The 17,635-nt window shown below is 57.4% G+C and carries 15 protein-coding genes and 2 pseudogenes; 12 read left to right on the top strand and 5 right to left on the bottom strand.

Features of this window, described 5'->3' with window-relative positions; translation table 11 throughout:
- Positions 1-122 precede the first annotated feature (122 nt).
- Both GLX_RS15150 and GLX_RS15145 read right to left on the bottom strand, forming a co-directional pair.
- Positions 123-932: an ABC transporter permease gene (locus GLX_RS15150; RefSeq protein WP_014106867.1), complete on the bottom strand. Its 810-nt coding sequence runs from the start codon at positions 930-932 to the stop codon at positions 123-125.
- Entirely contained in the window at positions 929-1,558 is a 630-nt protein-coding gene (locus tag GLX_RS15145) for an ABC transporter ATP-binding protein (protein ID WP_014106866.1), read from the bottom strand. The genes GLX_RS15150 and GLX_RS15145 overlap by 4 nt, the downstream gene beginning before the upstream one ends.
- 174 nt (positions 1,559-1,732) lie before the next feature.
- Between GLX_RS15145 and GLX_RS17635 the strand changes: the two are divergent.
- A pseudogene (locus tag GLX_RS17635) lies at positions 1,733-2,258 on the top strand (multicopper oxidase domain-containing protein); the annotation flags it as partial.
- Positions 2,259-2,262: 4 nt separating this feature from the next.
- Here GLX_RS17635 and GLX_RS17630 read toward each other — a convergent pair.
- Positions 2,263-2,664, bottom strand: coding sequence for an RcnB family protein (locus GLX_RS17630; protein WP_023524214.1), 402 nt, complete (start codon positions 2,662-2,664; stop codon positions 2,263-2,265).
- Positions 2,665-2,787: 123 nt separating this feature from the next.
- Between GLX_RS17630 and GLX_RS15135 the strand changes: the two genes are divergently transcribed.
- The 6 genes and pseudogenes from GLX_RS15135 (at position 2,788) to GLX_RS15110 (ending at position 9,350) form a co-directional block, all read left to right on the top strand.
- Entirely contained in the window at positions 2,788-3,141 is a 354-nt protein-coding gene (locus GLX_RS15135) for an ArsR/SmtB family transcription factor (RefSeq protein WP_014106863.1), read from the top strand.
- The gene (arsC, locus tag GLX_RS15130; RefSeq protein ID WP_014106862.1) at positions 3,138-3,560 is read left to right on the top strand and encodes an arsenate reductase (glutaredoxin); all 423 of its coding nucleotides are present in this window, start codon (positions 3,138-3,140) and stop codon (positions 3,558-3,560) included. The genes GLX_RS15135 and arsC overlap by 4 nt, the downstream gene beginning before the upstream one ends.
- Positions 3,560-4,855, top strand: coding sequence for an arsenic transporter (locus tag GLX_RS15125; protein ID WP_010509914.1), 1,296 nt, complete (start codon positions 3,560-3,562; stop codon positions 4,853-4,855). Before arsC ends, GLX_RS15125 begins: the two co-directional genes overlap by 1 nt.
- Before the next feature lie 20 nt (positions 4,856-4,875).
- Positions 4,876-5,574, top strand: coding sequence for an arsenical resistance protein ArsH (arsH, locus tag GLX_RS15120; RefSeq protein ID WP_007396744.1), 699 nt, complete (start codon positions 4,876-4,878; stop codon positions 5,572-5,574).
- A 628-nt stretch (positions 5,575-6,202) separates the two neighbouring features.
- On the top strand, positions 6,203-7,804 hold the full coding sequence (locus GLX_RS15115) for a B12-binding domain-containing radical SAM protein (protein WP_010509921.1): 1,602 nt from the start codon (positions 6,203-6,205) through the stop codon (positions 7,802-7,804).
- A gap of 198 nt (positions 7,805-8,002) precedes the next feature.
- Positions 8,003-9,350: pseudogene (locus tag GLX_RS15110) on the top strand (carbohydrate porin).
- Between the two features lie 73 nt (positions 9,351-9,423).
- Here GLX_RS15110 and GLX_RS15105 read toward each other — a convergent pair.
- The gene (locus GLX_RS15105) at positions 9,424-10,965 is read right to left on the bottom strand and encodes a carbohydrate porin (RefSeq protein ID WP_023524216.1); all 1,542 of its coding nucleotides are present in this window, start codon (positions 10,963-10,965) and stop codon (positions 9,424-9,426) included.
- A gap of 569 nt (positions 10,966-11,534) precedes the next feature.
- Between GLX_RS15105 and GLX_RS15100 the strand changes: the two genes are divergently transcribed.
- From GLX_RS15100 to GLX_RS15090, 3 genes are all read left to right on the top strand, one after another.
- A complete protein-coding gene (locus GLX_RS15100; RefSeq protein WP_014106858.1) occupies positions 11,535-12,029 on the top strand; it encodes a hypothetical protein in 495 nt (164 codons plus the stop codon).
- Positions 12,030-12,275: 246 nt separating this feature from the next.
- Positions 12,276-12,857, top strand: a complete 582-nt coding sequence (locus GLX_RS15095; protein WP_007396731.1) for a cytochrome b — start codon at positions 12,276-12,278, stop codon at positions 12,855-12,857.
- Entirely contained in the window at positions 12,847-13,554 is a 708-nt protein-coding gene (locus GLX_RS15090; RefSeq protein ID WP_007396730.1) for a VIT1/CCC1 transporter family protein, read from the top strand. The genes GLX_RS15095 and GLX_RS15090 overlap by 11 nt, the downstream gene beginning before the upstream one ends.
- A gap of 431 nt (positions 13,555-13,985) precedes the next feature.
- Here GLX_RS15090 and GLX_RS15085 read toward each other — a convergent pair whose 3' ends face one another.
- Entirely contained in the window at positions 13,986-14,672 is a 687-nt protein-coding gene (locus GLX_RS15085) for a response regulator transcription factor (RefSeq protein WP_007396728.1), read from the bottom strand.
- Positions 14,673-15,125: 453 nt separating this feature from the next.
- On the opposite strand from GLX_RS15085, the gene GLX_RS15080 reads away from it, so the two are divergent.
- Together GLX_RS15080 and GLX_RS15075 are read left to right on the top strand one after the other, a co-directional pair.
- Entirely contained in the window at positions 15,126-16,523 is a 1,398-nt protein-coding gene (locus GLX_RS15080) for a sensor histidine kinase (protein WP_014106857.1), read from the top strand.
- A gap of 190 nt (positions 16,524-16,713) precedes the next feature.
- Positions 16,714-17,625: a sulfite exporter TauE/SafE family protein gene (locus GLX_RS15075; protein WP_014106856.1), complete on the top strand. Its 912-nt coding sequence runs from the start codon at positions 16,714-16,716 to the stop codon at positions 17,623-17,625.
- Positions 17,626-17,635 lie beyond the last annotated feature (10 nt).

Raw genomic sequence — 17,635 nt, 5'->3', positions numbered from 1 at the left:
CGGGCACGTCGGCCAATAGCCTGTCCCTGTGACGAAAACCCGAAAGGGGGCGGCAAATCGGCCGGGACTGTCGGGACCGCATCAGTTCCCCCGATTTCCATGTAGCCGATGCGACCACGGCCTCAGTCTTTCCGCAATCGGCAAAGCAGGCGTTCCAGCCGCAGCCTCCCCCGGCTGTCCGTCAGCCGCCAGGCTGCCAGGTAGGCCGCGGCTGTCGCGCCGATCAGGTTGCCACTGACGATAAGTGACATCAGCAGGACCTGGTACCTTGAGGCTGCCAAGGGGTTCATCCCCGCCAGGATCTGCCCTGTCATGATTCCGGGCATGGTAATGATCCCGGCGGCCGCCATCTGGTTCGGCGTCGGCAGCAGGGCCGTCCGGATGGCCTGGCGAATCAGGCCGTTCATTGCCTGCGCGCGGGTCGCGCCGAGAATGATCCGCGCCTCGATGGCCTGCCGTTCGCGCGTGATGGCGGACAGGAGTGTATTCATCGACAGGCTTGTTGCATTCATGACATTGCCCAGCAGCAGGCCCGTCAGGGGAATGGCCGTGCGGGCCACATACCACGGGTGGGGCTGGAGGCCGGTCAACAGCCCGATCAGCACCACGATGACCGTCCCTGTTACCGTGGAGGCACCCGCGATCCCGAAATGCCACCACAGACCAAGGCGGACCTGCTGGCGTGACCCGGCTTCCCGGGCGGCGGCGGTGAACATGAAGGCCAGCAGCCCGATGGTCAGCCACACGGAGGCATGACCAAACACGAACAAAAGCACACTGCCGACAAGCGCAAGCTGTACCGCCATGCGCACGGCGGAAACCAGCAGCACCCGCTGCAACCCCAGCGACAGCAGGAACGAAAGCGCGCTGCCGATGGCGATCAGGGCAGCGGCCACCAGCATGTCCCCGGTCGTCAGCACTATGGGTGTCATGGCGCGATTTCTTCCATGTGTCCCCGTGCCATCCGGAACCGCGTCCCGGCCATGCGCCCCGCCTGCCCCATGTCGTGCGAGACCAGGACAATGGCCGTCCCCTGCGCCCTTGCCTCCTGAAGAACGGCTTCAACCCTGTCCGTCGTGGCGGCATCCAGCGCCGAACAGGGTTCATCAAGCAGCAGGACACGGGGATGCAGCAGCAGGGCGCGGATCAGGGACAGCCGCTGGCGTTCCCCCGTGGACAGGCGTGACAGCGGCGAGCGCAGGCAGTCTTCCCGCAGGCCAAGGCGCGCGACCAGCGCGCGCACCGCGTCCGTATCCACCATGTGGTCCAGCACGATATCGGACCACCACGCGGGTTCCGCCGGGACATATTGCACCAAGCGGCGCCACTGCGCCGCAGGCATGCCCGAGCAGGCCTGTCCATCGATGCGTGCATCGCCTTCATGCGGGTCAAGATCCGCGATCATGCGCAGCAGTACCGACTTCCCGCTGCCTGATGACCCGGTGATCGCCACGTACGCCCCCGCCGGGACAGTGAATGCAAACGGGCCACCATGGACACTGCGCAAGGCCAGTACCTCCAGCGCCACGGGCCTGGCCTGATCTGTCGCTACAGTCATCCATCCTCCTGAACAGCCATCCCTGCCCGTTCGCGCGAAGACATCAGCCACGTTGCGTCCAGTCCCGGGCCTTTTCCCATATCTGAATTTCTCGATATGAGGAAATATTATATCCTCGCCGGACATGGCGACCGGCATCGCGCCGGTGTGCATGGCCCGGGCTACGGTCCATTTATGGACAGGTCCCGGCGACAGGACGGCCTGCCCCCGCGCCGGGGCCGTGGCGCTGGCCCCGTCATGGGTGGAAAAGCGGACCATACGCTGCGGATCGCCACGGGACAGGTCGAACTTGCCCCCGGGCGCATCATTTCAACCACGCTTTATAATGGCCAGTTTCCCGGCCCCCTGCTGCGGCTTGAGGAAGGCAGGCTCAGCGTGATCGACATCTTCAATGATACCGATACGCCGGAACTGGTGCATTGGCATGGCCGGGGGCGATCTCAACCGTGGTACCTATACCGGGCAGGTCGGGCTGGTCTATATCGAGCCGAAGGATAATCCTGGCGCCCATGACCGCGAGATATTCCTTGTGCTGAAGGAATTCGCGCCATTCTTCAGCCGTGGCGGCGACATGGCGGTGGGTGCGCTTGCGGGCGACCCGGTAGCCGAACTCCAGCGGCTGGGAAAGGGCGCCGACGCGGTCGCCACGCAAGGGACGAAGGGGTTCGAGGTCGGCTACAGGTCATTCACGATCAACGGCCCATTCAATAAGGTGGCGTATAAGCTGGTGCAGCCGGATAGGGCGCCGTCGGGTAAGCAGGCACGACCGGTACAGGCATCGCCACGCCTGTAGTGGCAGCAACCACGCCCGCGATCAGTCCGGTTACCGCCGCCACAAGCAGGTACTGCGCTCCGGACTGCATCCAGTAATAGCCTGATGGCGGTGCCCACAGGCCATGGTAGCGCCGCCAGTCACGGCCCCGCCACTGCCGCGACCGCCAGTTGACATAATACTCCCCCCTTCGCCAGTCCCTCATATGGCCATGGCCACGCTCCCCGCCACGACGGTCATGACCGCCATGCCCCCATGGCGGATCCGCACGGGCCGTCGCACTAGTCAGGATCAGGCAGGCTGACAGGATGGCGGCCGGAAATCGATCTATCATGGTGCCTCCATCGGCAAGCAGGGTAAGGAACACAGGCTCTCATGGCTTATGCATGAACGTACGCCCCCCCCCCGCGCCAGGACAGGGATTGACATTATTTTATATATCCACAATCAAAGATATATGGATATGGAATCGGCCCTTGCCGCGCTCAGCGCCCTGTCCCAGTCCACGCGGCTGGCTATCTTCCGCCTGCTTGTGCGCCATGAACCGGACGGCCTGCCCGCCGGAGATGTCGCTCGCCATCTTGATATGCCGCAGAACACGATCTCGACCCACCTGGCGATCCTGACACGTGCCGGCCTGCTGAGCGCGCAACGCCACAGTCGGCAGATCGTCTATCGCGCCTGTCTTTCTCGCCTGCGCGAGCTGATGCTTTTCCTCGTCAAGGATTGCTGCGCGGGCAGTCCCGAACTCTGTGCGCCCCTGATCGCGACCCTGTCCTCCTGCTGTCCGTCCCCGGAATCCTGCTCATGACCATCACGATCTATCACAACCCGGCCTGCGGCACGTCGCGCAACGTGCTGGCACTGATCCGCAACAGCGGCGAGGCCCCCTGCATCATCGAATATCTGAAAACCCCACCAAGCCGTGCGGAACTGGTCAGTCTGATCGCCCGTATGGGCGTTCCGGTGCGCTCGGTCCTGCGGGAAAAGGGCACGCCCTTTCACGAACTCGGCCTCGATAATCCGGCCCTGACGGATGATGCGCTGATCGACGCCATGATCGCACACCCCATCCTGATGAACCGGCCGATCGTCGTCACTCCGCTGGGTGCGGCGCTCTGCCGCCCGTCCGAGCGGGTGCTGGACATCCTGCCCAACCCGCAGCGGGGCGCTTTCATCAAGGAGGACGGCGAGAAGATCATCGATAAATCCGGCAAGCGGATCGTTTGATGCTGGCGCTTCTGATTTTCGTTGCCACGCTGGTTTTTGTCATCTGGCAGCCCCGAGGGCTGGGCATCGGCTGGAGTGCCATGGCAGGCGCCGCCATGGCGCTGGCAGCGGGCGTGATCCACTGGCACGATATTCCTGTCGTGTGGCACATCGTCTGGGATGCGACCTTTACCTTCATCGCCCTGATCGTCATCTCGCTGCTGCTGGATGAGGCCGGGTTCTTCCATTGGGCCGCCCTGCATGTGGTGCGCTGGGGCAAAGGGCGAGGCCGGACGCTCTTCCCGCTGATCGTGGTGCTGGGAGCGGTCATTGCAGCGGTTTTCGCCAATGACGGCGCGGCCCTGCTGCTCACGCCCATTGTCATCGCCATCCTCACTCAACTCCGCCTGAGCCATACTGCAGCCCTGGCCTTCATCATAGCGACCGGCTTCGTCGCGGACACCACCAGCCTGCCGCTGGTCATCTCCAATCTGGTGAACATCGTCAGCGCCAATTTCTTTGGCATTGCGTTCGATCGCTATGCCACGATCATGGTCCCTGTCGATCTGGTAGCACTTGGTGCAACGCTGGCCGTCTTGTGGCTGTGGTACCGGCGGCAGGTGCCTGCGACCTATCCCGTCGCCGAACTGCCCGCACCTGCCACGGCCATTCGTGACCCTCATGTATTCCGAGCGGCATTTCCGCTGCTAGCCCTGGTTCTGGCGGCCTATTTCCTGACCGCGCCGTTTCATATCCCGGTCTGTGTCGTAGCCTGCCTGGCCGCCGCAATCCTGCTGCTCGTCGCCGGATATGGCCGGGTGATCTCTGTTCGCATGGTGCTGCGGGGTGCCCCGTGGCAGATCGTGATCTTCTCCCTAGGCATGTATCTGGTGGTCTATGGGCTGCGCAATGCCGGGCTGACCGACTATCTTGCGACCGCACTGGTCTGGCTCGGTCATCAAGGGACGTTCACGGCCACCATCGGCACCGGCTTTCTGGCGGCTGTTCTGTCGTCCATCATGAACAATATGCCGAGTGTGCTGGTCGGGGCGCTGGCGATCCAGCAGGCTCACGACATCACGCCGCTGACACGCGACCTGATGATCTATGCCAACGTCATCGGCTGCGACCTCGGGCCGAAATTCACGCCCATTGGTAGTCTCGCAACACTGCTGTGGCTGCATGTGCTGGCATCCAAGAATCATCGGGTCACGTGGGGGCAATACATGAAGGTCGGGCTGGCCATCACCCCGCCGGTCCTGCTGGCCACGCTCATCGCGCTGGCCCTGTGGCTGCCCCGGGTCAGCCACCCGTAACGCATGAAGGGAACCGCTCCATGACCGCACCTGACCTGCCCGCCCTGCATCCGGAATATCTCGAACGGGTTGACCTCGCGCGGCTTGAGCCACACCCACGGGTTGACCATCCGCCCCGCATCCTGCTGCTCTATGGCTCGCTGCGACCACGCTCGTTCAGCCGCCTGCTGGTGCTGGAGGCGGAGCGCATCCTGAAAGCCCTCGGCGCGGAAACGCGGATATTCGACCCGACCGGCCTGCCGGTGGCGGATTCCGTACCTGCCACCCATCCGAAGGTGCAGGAACTGCGCGCACTCTCGCTCTGGTCGGAAGGCCAGGTCTGGTGCAGCCCCGAACGGCACGGTAACATAACCGCTGTGTTCAAAAACCAGATCGACTGGTTGCCACTGTCCGAAGGCTCGATCCGTCCGACGCAGGGCCGCACGCTGGCGGTGATGCAGGTCTCAGGCGGATCGCAAAGCTTCAATTCCGTCAATGCCCTGCGGGTTCTGGGCCGATGGATGCGGATGTTCACCATCCCCAACCAGTCCAGCGTGCCGATGGCCTATACGCAATTCGGTGATGATGACCGGATGAAGCCCTCCCCGCTCTATGACCGCATGGTGGATGTCATGGAGGAACTGATGAAGTTCACATGGCTGCTGCGGGACCGGGCCGATTACCTCGTTGATCGCTATAGCGAGCGCAGGCAGGACCATCGCCCGCCTGAAGCGCGGTGAGGCCGGGACGGGACGGAACCGTTCGACGTGGTGATTGCGGATGGCGGCCATGCTGCGGGGCCGTAAGCCTGCTACGCTCCAGCCAACGCCAAAGCGGCAACACTTCAGGCTTACCGTATCCGTGATCCTGTGATCTGGATTAATAAACCCCAATCTTCGTGCGACCATCTTGTCGCTTTATCAAAGCTCTTGTAAAAACAAAAAGAAATACTTTGTCATGAACATAGCGTTATGGAATCTTTCCAATTGAAAACCTCCATAAACAGTAAAATCCGTCACGATCCACAAGAAACTACCAAGGTTCTTGTGGTCAACACCCTCCTGACGTGAAGACAAACACCGTGTCCTGATTTCGCATATAGCGATCTTCCTATACCGCCTTGATGTGCCTGGGCATCATAGCCTGCTCATGCCGTTGGCCACGGTCGTTCGAGATTACCAGGATAAAAGCAATAGTGGCGGTCACCGATATTGTACCGGCCCACCTGACCGACACCACTACGAAAGGGGTTCACCCCATGTCACCCTTACAGTCGAGTTGCGCCCTGCCTGAGGCTGCCACGTCTCGAAATGGACGGGAAGGCATCTGTCTTGATCATGACCAGTCCTTGCAGCAATGGATCCTTGCATGATGACCGAAACCTGCAAGGTCCTGATGATCTTCCCGCTTTTCAACGCCAATTCATTCTGGAACTACAAGGAAGCCTGCGATCTTGCGGGCGCACGCTATCCGGCGGCCCCCCTTGGTCTGGTCACGGTCGCAGCCCTCCTGCCCCGGGACTGGGAAGTCCGGTTGGTCAACCGCAATACCGAAGACCTTGTGGATGCCGATTACGACTGGGCCGACATGGTCATGACCGGCGGCATGCTGCCGCAGCGCAATGATGCGCTGCACATCATCGAGACCTGCCGCGCGCGCGGCAAGCCGGTGGTGGTGGGTGGCCCCGACGTGACCTCTAGCCCATCGCTTTACAGCGCCGCCAATTTTCAGGTTCTGGGCGAAGCCGAGGAAATCATGCTTGATTTCATCGCCGCCTGGCGCAAGGGAGCGCGCGAAGGCGTATTCGAAGCGCCGATGGGCAAGACCGATGTCACGAAAAGCCCACTGCCCCGCTTCGACCTGCTGAAGCTGGACCAGTACCTGCATGTTGGCATCCAGTTCTCGCGTGGGTGTCCGTTCAGTTGCGAGTTCTGCGACATCATTGAACTCTATGGCCGAGTGCCGCGCACCAAGACCAATGCGCAGGTCATGGCCGAACTCGATGCCCTGTACGCGCTTGGCTATCGCGGACATGTGGATTTTGTCGATGACAACCTGATTGGCAACAAGAAGGCGCTCAAGAAATTCCTGTCCGACCTGAAACGCTGGCAGAACGAGAAGAACTTTCCATTCGAGTTCTCGACCGAGGCATCGATCAACCTTGCCGATGATGCCGACCTGCTGCGCAGCCTGGCCGATACCAATTTCTTCGCCATATTCGTCGGCATCGAAAGCCCGGATACAGACTCCCTCGTGCTGATGCAGAAAAAGCAGAACACGCGGCGCAGCCTGCAGCAGAGCATCGAGACAATCCACAAGGCCGGGATTTTCGTCAATGCGGGCTTCATCGTGGGTTTCGACAGCGAAAAGGGCAGTGTCGCCCAGGGCATGATCGACTGTATCGAGGATACGTCCATCCCAGTCTGCATGGTCGGCCTGCTTTACGCCCTACCCACGACGCAGCTGACGCGGCGCCTGCTGGCGGAGGGCCGCCTTTTTTCCGGCAGTGAACAGACGCAGTCGGGCGACCAATGCACGGCGGGGCTGAATTTCGAGACAAAACGCCCGCGTCGCGACGTGCTGAACGATTACAGGACGGTGCTTGCGGCCATCTATGACCCAGTCGCCTATTTCGGCCGCGTGCGCAGGCTGGGCCGGATGCTCGGGCGCAAGCGCACGCACCGGATGATAAAGGGTGATTTGCGCAGCTTTGTCCGGCTCATGTTCCGCATCCACCGTGCGGGGCCGGGAACGGCCGGGCAGTTCTGGCGCATGATGCTGGACTGCGCCCTGCATAACCCGCGCGCGCTGCCCTATGTGGTGATGACAAGCGCGCTTTACCTGCATCTTGGCCCGTTTTCACGCCAGGTCATTGCCGAGATCGACCGCGAGATCGCGGATGTGGAACAGGGCCGCTGGCATGTGCCGCCCGTTGTACGTCATGTCAAGGCAGAACTCGTGCCAGCCTAAACCGTGTTAAGGGAAGATGAAGGAGTATGCATGATGTACAATAAAGGCGCTAATATGCATTGCCTGTTAAAGCGCATTTCGTATAAATTCCGACATAACGAAGCTATTCCACTTATCAAAATATATATTGAATTAATGAAAAGAATTGTTCAATAAATAATTTGTTTTAGATTTTATTATACGATATTTTTTCGAAAAATGAGGCGCATCTGGCATAATCATCATATATGGTTACATACAATCATATTATTGAAAACCTGCTCTTTTGCATATGCCCAGCCTGTTCCCGTAAGCGTGCTGAGCGCGGGCGTTACGCCACAGCAGAATATTCCCGACCATATTGACCCGCGCACCCATCTGTCCGGCAACTGGGGCGGAATACGGAACTGGCTGCTGGCACAGGGAATTGATATCCGTATATCGGATACCAATGAATTCTGGTCCAACCCGGTGGGGGGCGCGCAGGCATCCAGCAACTACATCGGGTCCGCCGCGGTTGAAATGGTGACGAATCTGCACACCCTGACGGGCCTGCCACTGGGTACATTTGACATCAGCGCCATGGAAATCCGTGGGCGACCATTCAGTAATACGCCCCTGTATGTTTTCAACCAGACATCGAATATCGAAGCGGATGATAACGGGCGGCTATATGAACTGTGGTACAGCCAGAAATTCATGGGAGAACGCCTGGCCTTCCGGATTGGCAAGCTGGATCTCGGGCATGACTTCATGGTCAGCAGCGTCGGGCTGAACTTCCTCAACGCGTCCTTTTCCTGGCCCATCATGCCCGATAATGACCTGTATGACCAAGGCCCCGTCTCCCCCGTGGCCACGCCTGCGATACGGTTGCGCTATACCCTGTCCCCACACTGGAATTTCCTGTTCGCGGCAGCCGATGACAATCCTGTGGGCGGCCCCTTCATCAACGCGAAGGACCTGTGGAACCAAAACCGCGACCCCGGTGGCACGCGCTTCAGTTTCCGCACGGGCGCTCTTTTCTTCGGGGAGGTCCAGTACCGGCGGACCCTGTACGGAAGGCAGGGCACATATAAACTTGGCGGTTACTTTGATACCGGACGCTTTCCCGACCAGTCCGATCTCAGAAAAAACCATAAAACCAACTGGGCCGTCTACGCCATTGCGGATCAGACGCTGCAGCATTTCGGGCGAATAACGGAGCTTGACGCTTTCATTCGGGGGAACTGGACAGCGGACACCGACCGCAACCAGATCGTCTATGCCGCAGATGCTGGGTTGTCCCTGAAGGGGCCGTTTTGGACGTGCAGGCGACATGGCGGGGTTTGGTGCGGGCCTGGGGGCGGCTAGTCCCTATCTTGCCCAGGCGGACCGGCGTTCTGGCCTGCCCATGCAGGGCACCGAATATCATCTGGAGTTGACCTATCAGATCCCAATCACGCCATGGTTCATGCTTCAGCCTGATATTCAGGGCATCATATCGCCCAGTGGTGGTGTTCTCGATAATAAAGGGCAGCATGTGCATGACGAAGCCATCTTCGGTCTGCATAGCAGCGTAACATTCTGAACCACTCTGTACAAGGTTTTTTTGAAAAGATCCGACCAGACTGTGTTGTCTCGCCTTTTCATTCCAGGTTCAGCTAGAAATTCACATTGGTATGCAACCCGAATACGGATTCATTACCAATCCGGTGCGTCGGACAGGATGGATCTCCCGTGCCGCCCGAGGGGTTCAGGACATATTGGAAATCGGGCTGCACGACCATCCATGGTGTGATCTGGGCCTGATAGGTCAGTTCAAAATGATTTTCGTTTCCCTGCACCAGGGCACCGCGCGCGCGATCATAGGCACGCACGCCTGATGTGACGCGACCGATACCCCAGCCCAGACCAAGTGTATCATTCGTCCTGCCTGAAAAGGGCGCCTTCAGGTTAAGGCCGGCATCAATGGCGAAGCTTATGATATTGCGATCACCACTATTACCCGTCGCCCGGACAAACAGGCCAAGTGCGCGTGATGCATCAGGCGACGGACGCCAGATCAACTGGTCGATTATCCCGTAAATCAGCCAGTTTCCCCGATCCCAGCGGGGTGTACCACCATCCGCGCCAAGAGACAGTCCCTGTGTGTTATATCGATAATCCGGAAATCGTGCCGTATCATAATAGCCTCCAAGTTTATAAACGCCTGACAGGCCCGGATGACTGGCCGCGCGTCCACTGTCGCCAGATTGAGGATTGAAGGCATACTGAATTTCGGTAATCAGTAGCGCGCCGGTTCCCATATTGAACTGCGTGCCACTTCCATCCCTTATGGTCTGGCTGGTGGGGTCCGCCGGGTTTCCGGTCACGCCAAAGACACTGCTATCCTGATTACCCGACGGATTGTCATCCGCCGCCGCGAACATGAATGTGTATTTTTCACCGGGTCGGTAGCGCAACCGGATTGCGGGAGCTGCAAGCGGCCATGAAGGACCGCCAGCATAAAGGTTGACCGAAGGACCCATTGGCCATCCGAAATTGGCGTTGAGGTACAGGGACGCGTAATCGCTGATCAGGAATTCCGTATCGAGATCCTGCTGGCCGATCTTGACGTCCAGCGCGCCCCTGAGAAAGGACTGCTGGTACCAAAGTTCAAACAGGCGGGTGGAGCGATCCGCCTCAAATCCGCTGATGGGGTTGAAATTGCCCAGATGGTCCTGAGTGACGGCACGTCCCCGGATCTGCAGGGCACTGATGTTGATTGTCGCGCCTTTAAGCCCGATCATCCTTTCCAGATCCGCCATCAGGGTCGGCATGGTAATGCCGATATAGGAAGGACCCGTGCCCGATCCCTTGCCATCGCCATTGGTACTGCCGATCCCGCCCGTGGCGTTACCCCATAACTCGTTGACGTCCTGAATGCTCAGCGTCAGGCCGTAGCGGGCCAGCCATGGACGCAGTCCCCCCATATTCCCCAGCAGGCTCCCATCGGCAGACGGCGTATCTTGGCTGTGGCTGGTCGTGATTGCGCCTGCTTGCCAGGAATCACGCACGGTCGCCGGGTCAATCTGGGCCAAGAAAGGTGTACTGGCGCCCAGATGGGCCTGCCCACCCGCAATGGCGGTCTGGGCCTGCCCCGCAACGGAGATGAAACCGCCGATGCCCCAGAAGAAAATTCCCTCACATACACGCCGGGACAATCGGGTAACGCAAACCGCCGGAATCCTGCGTGATGTCAGTTCGCACGGTCGCAAATGTTTCTCATATTATCGTAAAAAAGGTCGTAATCCAGACAGATATCATATACCCGGTCTTCTTTCCACAACATGATGTTTTTGTTAAAGACACAATGTGAATAAAAGAGAATTGTGATATTATATCGTTCTCGTAATTTAATTTATTATTTTTAAAAAATATGCCTGAAGGTCATAAAAAGGTGTCTATTCTGCTTTGGCGATGGACGAAAACACATAGCGGAAAATAAATTATCGCGGCTGCCGCTTCTATGGAAAACAATTCAGACTTTTCACTTTGGCTGCCTGCACAAAATGATCGCCGGCATGCATGGTAATACTGAGTACCATGCTGCCTGCTACAAGGATTGGCCGCCCTACCATTGCTCATAACGGCTGATCTCTTGCTAGCAGCGTCTCCCCCGTGACCTTATTTTCCGTGTTCAGGTTCACGTCATGTCTGCGTGTTACAAGAACAGCGAGCATCGGCATGATGGCATGGCCAGGGTCAGGTGCCAGGAGGCCGGACAAATATTATGAGATCGATAGTGCATTACGGATTGGCAATCCTGATGATAGTCAGCATATCCGGCTGTGTGGCGCGCGCCGAAACAGAAACAGAAACAGAAACAGAAACAAACGGTATTTGCGAGACAGTGGAACAGGGTATCCGGCTGCATGTCGACGGCACGTATGGCGGATATCCCCATTCCGTCCTGCGTGATGCGGTGCTGGAGAGCGTAGCCTGTCCTTCGGGGGATGCAGAACTACGCGCTTTCCATACCATTGCGATACCGCCGCCCCATATGCGTATTGCCGTCATGCGCCCCATCGGGCAGGGCCAGCAGGGATCGCTGTCCATCATGCTGTTTTCACAAGGGCATTTCGTTATCGGCGAACGGATGTCCCTCTCTCCTTTCTCACGCACCCAGTCTCCTTTTTCGGTAAAGGCAGACATCAACCTTGCAACAGCACGCCTATGGGGCGATCTGGCGAACCGGATCGCACAGGGGAAGCGTGCCATTCCATAACGGGGAAACAAGCTCAGTCCATCACATTTGCGATCCGGTTTACCGAAAATGGCCGTAGCTTGCACATATTCTGCGATGTCATTAGGTCACGGGCGCCACACAGTTATCTGGATACAGGTTCCTTGCTCGCTGCCGGTGTCGTCGTGGGTTTACCATCTCCATTCTTTTTTTACAGTCTGAACACCAACGGACCGCAGGTATCGGCAAGGCGGCCAATCGTTCAGGTTCGCGTCATGTTTGAGTGATATGATCGTTCGGATGAAATACAAATCTGGCCTTTCCCCAGCACGTTATGACGCACCAACAATCATTTTCCACTGGGGATGCACGGCCATTATCATACTGCAGTTCGCAACCGCGAATTTATGGGGCCTGTTCCGGAACCCGCTACACCATCAACTGGTGGTGACCCACCTGACGGCAGGCATGGTACTGAGCGTTCTGTTTCCCGCACGCCTGCTATGGCGACTAGGCTGGGGACGGCAGATCCGCGCCGCCGATCGCTGGCTTGATGCCATGCTGGCGCGCTGCGTGGAGTACAGCCTGTATGGTTTAGTCCTGCTGGAAATCCTCCTGGGATATCTGTGGCGATGGGGCAATGGGCAGGCCATGAGTTTCCTGTCCATCCAGATCATGCCGCCCTTTGGCAGGTTTCCGACATCGACAGTCGGCATTCTGCACTGGCTGCACCAGTGGAATGGCTGGCTGATCATCGTGCTTGCCACGGGTCATGCGCTGGCCGCGTGTTTTCATTACTTCATTCTCCGGGACAATGTTTTTCAGAGAATGCTGCTGACAGGGAATGTATCCGATGAATATGGAAAGTAAAATACCGCTGCGCCCCAAAGAAATCCACGCGACCTCCCGTCTGGGCTGGCTGCGGGCCGCTGTTCTGGGGGCGAATGATGGTATCCTGTCAACATCCAGCCTGATCATTGGTGTCGCCAGCGCCCATGCGACACAGGGGAGCATCCTGCTGGCTGGAATTTCCAGTCTGGCTGCCGGGGCCATGTCCATGGCCGCAGGGGAATATGTGTCCGTTAGCTCGCAGGCGGATTCTGAGAAGGCTGACCTCGCCCGCGAAAAAAAGGAGCTTGGCAGTAGCTGGGACGCTGAAGTGAGCGAACTGGCCGGGATATACCGTCAGCGTGGCCTGGATGATATTCTGTCACGCAAGGTTGCCCTTCAGCTCATGAAGCATGATGCACTGGGGGCGCACGCCCGCGATGAACTCGGCATTTCGGACGCGACTGCGGCGCGCCCGGTACAGGCCGCCTTTGCATCGGCTAGCGCATTCTCTTCCGGTGCCATACTGCCCGTGCTGGCAGCCCTGCTGTCGCCAGCCAGCGTGGTCTCGTGGAGTGTATCCGCTGTATCCCTGATTGGTCTGGCGGTGTTGGGAGTCGTGGGTGCGCGTGCAGGTGGGGCCTCACCATGGCGTCCGGCAATGCGGGTCATATTCTGGGGCATCGTAGCGATGGCCGTGACGGCTGCCATCGGCCGGATATTCGGGGTACAGACATAATGTATTAAATATTTCTGTATATTGAACGAATGGAATGATATCGTGAATGTACTTCTTGTCATTGTGCTATCAAAGGCTGTCGTTTCAGTGCTCTGCATGCGACTTGTATTTCATTTATATCGTGACAAAAACAATATAATATTACATAGAAATGGGTCTGTGGGATAATGCTATCCCGGCAATAGATAGTGGGCATCAACTTCCTTGAAGACTTTCCCAAGGCGGCTATGGGAACCCCGCTTCTCCTGCGGGACGCGAATTATATGCGCAGTGATCTCTATTCCGTTGTCGCTGCGATCGTTAATGGCCGACTACGATGTCGGACCGAAAGGCATTTGCCCACACGCCATGGTCATCCTGCTTGCGTACCCATCTCATCCAGGATGACCGAACCGGGCATGCATGCAAGATCATCCTATACCGCCAGGGAGTCACGCACTCATGACATAACCGCTACCCCTGACGGTGTGGATCAGAGGTTGGCCGTCCTGCCCCAGTTTTTCCCGCAGACGACAAATATGCGTTTCGACGATGTTCGTACGAACCGGGAAATCCATATGCCAGACATCCTTCAGCAACATTTGCCGGGAAAGCACCGTGCCTGCATTCCTCATGAAATATTCCAGAAGTTTTAGTTCCTGAGGCTGCAGAAGAACCTTTTCGCCATTCCGTGTCACTGCAAGCGTCAGCAGATTGAGTTCAACGTCAGCCACATTCATTATTGTTGTATGCTGGAAGGAAGATGATCGACGAAGCAGTACCTGCACGCGCGCGACCAACTCGCGTAATGCAAATGGCTTGATCATGTAATCATCCGCACCATGCCGCAGACCGGCGACACGGCTTGGTACGCCATCCATCGTCGTCAGGAACAGGACTGGCGTCATGATGGCATAAGAGCGCATGCGCATGAGAATTGTCAGTCCATCCAGACCAGGCAGCATGCGATCCAGAATGACGATATCCCACGTTTGCGACAGGGCATGCTGCGATCCATCGGTCCCGTTAGCGACACAAACCACGTCAATTCCGCTTTCCTCCAGTCCCTGCCGCACGTAATCCGTAGTTGCGTGGTCATCTTCAACCAAAAGCAGGCGGGGGCGTGTTACCAGCGTCATGAAGCAGGCCAATCAACAAATTTAATGTCCCGCCCAGCGAGACTGAGTTCTTGATCAGGTTATCAGAATCATTGTTACATGACACCATCCATGACGATGGATAGACAATTATTGGCATTTTTTAATGTATCGACCATGTCTCCAAATTGAATACAGAATAAATAATATCAATATTTCATGTGATACATATCATAAATGTGGATGTATATGTATTATATTTTATACGGTATTAAAACAAATACTACGTACGCGCAGGCATATAAAAAATAAAAGACGGTAAGTTCTCTCCGGACAGGACAAGGCAAAGGGGTTAACGCGGAAAGACCATTGAGGGTAAAGTCAGGCCACAGGGCTGGAGCCTATGCCAACCGGACCTGTCATGATCGGGGACGGGTGGATCTTGTCCGGTCATCCATATCCTGAGAGGATGTCGCTACATGATAAATATGTCCAATGATGTCGTGGAATAGGATATCCCGACGCCGAAATGTGGAGACACGACGTATCATCGCCACGACGTCGTTTCGTATCGTCACGTTGTTCGCCGGTCTTTTTATATTGGGCGGCATGGTCATGACTATAACGTCAGGCCTTTACAGCCAGTCAACCATGCGCCAGCAGATCCGCCGGGAAGTGGAGAACGAGAGCCATGAGACATTTGCAGATGCTGGTGTTGCGGATGTCCGTCATCTCCTGCCAGTTGTGCAAGGACTGATCGAACATGAACCCGGTTTCCATTATTTGCTTCAGGACTCCGGACAGGTCATTGTCGCAGGCAACATGCTGCATCTGCGACCAGTGCCGGGCGAACGCTGGCTGGCATGGTCCCATCGCCTGCCGAAAGAAATCAACCAGGATATCGTTTATGGAATAGGTTATCGCCTTGATGACGGCGGCTATTACTTCGTGGGCATGGATGCCTCGCCCCTGACGCATCTCCAACGCGCATTATGGACAACGATCCTGTGGGGCATTGCAGGATTTGGTCTGATAGGGGTAGCGGGCGGCCTTTTCCTGAGCAACCTGATCCTGAAATGGATCGAGACGATAAGCAGGACGGCACGGAGCATCATGCAGGGCGATATGTCTCGCCGCATCCCGCTACGTGGCACGGATGATGAGCTTGATCATCTCTCGGAGAGCCTCAATGCGATGCTCGACCAGAATGAATACCTGATTGCAAGTCTGAAACAGGTCTCCAATGACATCGCGCACGACATGCGCCGCCCGCTGGCGCGTATGCGCCAGAATCTTGAGCGCGCCATTGGGGCACATGGACCTTCCGATACCATGCATGAGCAGGTCGAGTGTGCAATCGAGGATCTGGATGCCGCATTGGAAATATTTTCCTCGCTGCTCAAGCTGGCGCAACTTGAGTCCGGGGCATGGAACAACGAAATGGAACCCCTCGATCCCGCACGACTTCTGGAATCAGTTCTAGAACCGTATCGCTCCGTTATCGAAGACAATGGACAGCGCCTGGAAACCGAAATCATTCCCGCCTGCCCTACCGTCACCGGTCATCCAGTCCTTTTACGGCAGGCATTCTCCAACCTGATCGAGAATGCCGTACGCCATACGCCTGACCAGACCACCATCACAGCGACCATAATGCTTTCGGACAAGACCATCACGATAGAAATAGCCGATAATGGTCCAGGCATTCCGGACGAAGCCATGCTTCGGGTATTCGACCGCTTTGTCCGTCTTGATACAAGCCGTACGCATGACGGTAACGGGCTAGGGCTTACCATGGTGAAAGCCGTAGTACAACTGCACCGGGGCACGATCGTCTTGTCTCACAACAACCCTGGCGTAAGGTGTATCGTTAAATTACCCATAGAGCTCTAGCCTTCACGGCCTCATAGACAGCAGACCTCCTGGCTGGTTAGAGATGTGCAAATACGACTGAAGATTGGGGCATTGTAAGCTGACATCCCCGTGAGCTTTCGCCAGAAATAATGATGCCGCGCGCCCATGCGATGTGGCCGCCTGCAACGGTCCCGGCGAGCAGGGATCCAAATCGGGATTCATACAAACCATGCTGCTCTGGTCCCTGATTCTGGTTGCATCAGCCGCGGCATTTGGCCTGAGCGCCGTGTCGGGAGGCGGTGCCGGGCTGCTCCTAATGCCCCTGCTGGGGCTGGTGCTGCCTGGCACTCAGGTGCCAGCCGCCCTGTCGATCGGGACAGTTGCCAGTTCGGCGACGCGCATCATCTCGTTCTGGCAGGCGATCCGGTGGGACATCGTCCGGCATTTTGCGCCCACCGCGTTGCCCTTCGCCGCCCTGGGCGCATGGGCATTGAGCCGTATGGAGCCAGCCTATCTGTCGCTGCTTCTTGGCGTATTCCTGATGGGGAATCTTCCCCTTCTCTTTCGCAAGCCTGCACCCCAGGTCACTGTGAAAACGCCCCACGCTATCGAACTGCACGTACTGGGTGCTACCGCCGGCTTCATTTCCGGTTTTACCGGAGCGGTCGGCCTGGTGTTCAATGGGTTTTATTATCGACTTGGTCTGCGGAAGGAAGAAATCGTCGCAACCCGCGCGGCCAACGAAATCATGCTGCATGTGCTCAAGATCGCTCTCTACGCTGAGTTCGGCCTGTTGAATACCCGGGCCAGCATTGCGGGTATCGCTGTTGCTGCGGCGGCGGTTCTGTCATCAATAATCATGAAGTACCTGTTGCCGCACCTGCATGATCGCTTGTTTCACCATATTGGTCATGCCGCCATGGTCGTGGCGGGTGTCATGATGGTGATCTCCGCCAGTAGTCAGTTAGCGCGGCAGGCAAATGTCACGGTGCATTTCGCCCACGTAGCCCATGAAGCCGCAGCGTCCGTGTCATGGCGACAACACACTTTCGCGGTCGAATGGGAAAATGGTGATGAACGCGAGTTGAGCCCCCGAGTGCTTTCCAGACTGGCTTCATCCCCTATGATAACAACCCATTGATTTAAGTGCG

The sequence above is a fragment of the Komagataeibacter medellinensis NBRC 3288 genome (genome assembly GCF_000182745.2).
In the GTDB taxonomy this organism is placed as follows: domain Bacteria; phylum Pseudomonadota; class Alphaproteobacteria; order Acetobacterales; family Acetobacteraceae; genus Komagataeibacter; species Komagataeibacter medellinensis.
Note: the sequence above shows the minus strand (reverse complement) of the source record. Positions and strands in the feature narration are given on the sequence as shown.